Annotated in this window: 1 protein-coding gene; it reads right to left on the bottom strand. The window is 69.5% G+C overall.

Annotated features, from left to right (window positions below):
* Positions 1 to 578 precede the first annotated feature (578 nt).
* Positions 579 to 974, bottom strand: a 396-nt coding sequence (locus VXC91_RS46080) for a BMP family lipoprotein (RefSeq protein ID WP_329513283.1), incomplete at its 5' end; no start/stop codon positions are given.

Here is a 974-nt window from a genome sequence, read left to right as displayed (position 1 = left end):
ACCGACGTCGTACGCCAGGCCTATGCCCTTGCTCTTGCCACTTCCGGCAGACTCGGTGGACGAGCTTCCGCAGGCGGAAACGGTGACGGCGAGGGCTGCTGCTGCAGCGCCAGCAACGGCAAAGCGGGACACCCGGCGCATGGAACGAGACTCCTTTGTGCGTGCGCCCGTACCAGGCGCTGGTTCCGCGGCAGCGTAACGCGCGTAGACCAGACGGAAAACCCCTTCTGTCCGGTCCGTTATCGAGATGTGGCCACAGACACGGGGCAGGTCACGGAGAGCGGTGCGGCGCTTGCGGGAGGCGAGGATCGGCGCGCCGCGAGGGTGGGGCGAGACGGCCGGTGCCATGGGGGCCAGAGGGGAAGAAGGGGGCACCGGGGCTGCCGGTACGGCCGTGAACGACGGTGCAGGAGGGCCGTGGCGGACACCCGGCCGCACGCGGCCACATGACCGGGGTGCGCCCGCCGCCGGCCCGGATCACCGCGCGATCGGGTCTCGATCGGCCACCACCCGGACGTGAGGGCGCCCCCGGCCGGGTCGGCCGGGGGCGCCCTCACGTCATGGGCCGACCCGCGGAGCTACTTCGTGTTGACGGTGATCTTGCCGTCGATGATGTCCTGCTTGGCCTTCTCGACCGCCGCGACGACGTCTGTCATCGCCTTGTACTTCGGGTTGGAGTCCGCGAAGCCGACGCCGCCGGACTTGAGGTCGCCACGCTGCTCACCGCTGAGCGGCTTGCCCTCGACGACCGACTTGCTCAGCTCGTAGACAGCGCCACCGACGTTCTTCAGCGCCGAGCCGAGGATGTAGTCCTTGTACTGGGCCAGCGCGCTCTGCTCGTACTGGTCGGAGTCGACACCGATCGCCCACACCTTGTGCGCGGCAGCGGCCTGGATCACTCCCTGACCGGACAGACCCGCCGCCTGGTAGATGACGTCCGCGCCCGCCTCGATCTGACCGTTCGCCGCGTCCTT

It is taken from the genome of Streptomyces chiangmaiensis (assembly GCF_036281785.1).
GTDB classification, from domain to species: domain Bacteria; phylum Actinomycetota; class Actinomycetes; order Streptomycetales; family Streptomycetaceae; genus Streptomyces; species Streptomyces chiangmaiensis.
This window is presented reverse-complemented; position numbering and strand designations above follow the sequence as displayed.